5 protein-coding genes are annotated in these 2,158 nt (G+C 39.9%); all 5 read left to right on the top strand.

Features of this window, described 5'->3' with window-relative positions; all coding sequences use genetic code 11:
• The coding region (locus JZU62_RS08860; RefSeq protein ID WP_295013958.1) for a 5'/3'-nucleotidase SurE at positions 1-422 on the top strand (422 nt) is incomplete at its 5' end.
• Positions 419-1,060 (top strand): tRNA threonylcarbamoyladenosine dehydratase, encoded by a 642-nt coding sequence (locus JZU62_RS08855; RefSeq protein WP_295013956.1) that lies wholly within the window; start codon positions 419-421, stop codon positions 1,058-1,060. The genes JZU62_RS08860 and JZU62_RS08855, both read left to right, overlap by 4 nt.
• Positions 1,060-1,572, top strand: a complete 513-nt coding sequence (locus JZU62_RS08850) for a hypothetical protein (RefSeq protein ID WP_295013954.1) — start codon at positions 1,060-1,062, stop codon at positions 1,570-1,572. The genes JZU62_RS08855 and JZU62_RS08850 overlap by 1 nt, the downstream gene beginning before the upstream one ends.
• Entirely contained in the window at positions 1,572-1,790 is a 219-nt protein-coding gene (locus JZU62_RS08845; RefSeq protein ID WP_295013952.1) for a hypothetical protein, read from the top strand. The genes JZU62_RS08850 and JZU62_RS08845 overlap by 1 nt, the downstream gene beginning before the upstream one ends.
• Entirely contained in the window at positions 1,777-2,073 is a 297-nt protein-coding gene (locus JZU62_RS08840; RefSeq protein WP_295013950.1) for a type II toxin-antitoxin system RelE/ParE family toxin, read from the top strand. The genes JZU62_RS08845 and JZU62_RS08840 overlap by 14 nt, the downstream gene beginning before the upstream one ends.
• Positions 2,074-2,158: the final 85 nt, after the last annotated feature.

Genomic DNA, 2,158 nt, shown 5'->3' with positions numbered 1-2,158 from the left:
TATTGCACGATGTTCCCGCTATCGCAATATCGCAAGTGATGGATTTTACCCAGCCCGTCGGTGATTTCGTGTTGGCAAAAAAAGCGATTCGCCATCTGGTACAAAAAGTGTTAGAGGGAGAATTTCCCCTGCGAGAGCGGGAGTTTTTAAACGTCAATATTCCCCATGATGTTGAGACGTTAGAGTTTGCTGTCACCTACGCAGGGTATCGCTATTATGCCAACGATGCTCACCTACACCGTAACCCACGAGGGATGGAGTACTACTGGCTTGGGCTTCATCCATTGGAGTATAAACCGCGTGAAAAACGGAGTGCATTGTGCGATTTCGAAGCGATTGAAGCGGGAAAAGTCTCTCTCACCCCGATCAAACTTGATATGAGTGCCTATAAATCGATGGGACAATTACGGGAGTGGCTTTGAGAAACGTTCGGACAAAGTTGATTTTCGGCGAAGAGGCTTTTGAGAAGCTTCAAAATGCTCGTATTCTCCTCCTCGGTGTCGGTGGTGTCGGGAGCTTTTGTTTGGATTGTCTCTACCGATCCGGTGTGCGCGACATCACGATCATCGATTTTGACCGCTACGACGTGAGCAACCAAAACCGCCAGATGCATTCGGAGAATCACGAGGGGGAACTGAAAGTCGAAGCCCTCAAAACCCATTATCCCGAAGTGATAGCTATCAGCGATAAGATCACTCCCGAATGGGTTGAGGCGTTTGATTTTGAGCCATACGATCTGATCCTCGACGCGATAGACGATATGTGGGCAAAGATTGCCCTTATCCAAAAATGCTATCCGAAACTCATCTCTGCCGTCGGTTCAGCGAAACGACTTGATCCGACCAAAGTTGAAGTACGTTCCATCTGGAAAACGGAAGGAGACCCTTTTGCCTCAAAACTCCGAAATGAACTTCGCAAGCGAAAGTTCAAAGGTGATTTTAGCTGTATCTGCTCCTCCGAACTCCCTCTTATCAAAGAAAAAGGGAGTTTTGTCGGGGTTACGGGAGCCTTTGGTCTGGCGATGTGTTCGCTGGCATTACGGAGAATAGGGGGTATATAATGGAAAAAAACATATCAAATGATCAAATTTATAAAACTTCACTCTATGGACGTTTTGGCTATTTTATTATGATATTTCCTTTTTTGATAGTCAGTATAATGTTTATGATGGGCGGGTATGAACAAATTACATCATTCAAAGATATATATGAAATCTTAACAGGTATTTTTTTAATGTTATTGGGATTAGGATTTGCGATTGTAGTGCTTAGAAATTTATACTTTATATTTTATTTTGGAAAACGTTTTGTTTTGAAGAATGATCAACTGGAATATTACGGTTTTTTTCGGAAAATAAAAATAAAATGGGACGATATTAAAAAAGTATCTACAAATCATAGTCTTAAAGCGTATGTATTGCTTGCTATTACTACACATAGTAATAAACGTGGTTATAGTATGGATGTATCAGGATTAAAACCGAATTATTCTATTTTAGTTAATGAGATCGAAAAACGACGAAATGGTAATTTTAATGCTACAATAAATCAAAATAATCCGAAGGAGTTATGATGTTATCCATACAGCTTAATAACCCTGAACTCGAAAGCTTCATTCAAAACGAATATAGAGGTGATGAGAGCAGTCTCATGCGACAGTTCGTTGAATTTTTGCGATTTCAAAAGATCAAAAGTGAAGTAAAAACATCGATTGAAGAACTCGACCGTGATGAATTCATCGGGATTGACGAAGCGTTTGATATGGCTACTGCAAAGTATGTTAAACATTAAAACGGTCGTATTCTCTAAAAAAGCTACCTATCGATTAACCAAAATCACCGATTTTATCTACATGCAAAGCCAATCCGAATCTATCACACTTGCCTATATGTCGAGATTAAAGGAATATATTTACAATATTCTTATGCAATTTCCAGAATCGGGGCGTAAAGCCGAAGAGTATGGTAAAAATATCCGAAAACTCGTGTATCAAGGGTATTCGATTTTGTATCGAATCAATGAGCCTAAAGAACGAGTTGAGATTGTTAATATATTTCGAGAAAATTTGCCGTAAATAATCGTTGTAACCTTTTCGTGACGTGAGCGTTTTATACTCTCCATTATGGAACCTCTACACCCCCTCTATCATCACTATCTTG

Origin of the sequence: Sulfuricurvum sp. (assembly GCF_019163035.1) — a bacterium.
Lineage (GTDB): Bacteria > Campylobacterota > Campylobacteria > Campylobacterales > Sulfurimonadaceae > Sulfuricurvum.
The sequence above is the reverse complement of the archived record's forward strand: the minus strand, read 5'-3'. Positions and strand labels throughout refer to the sequence as shown.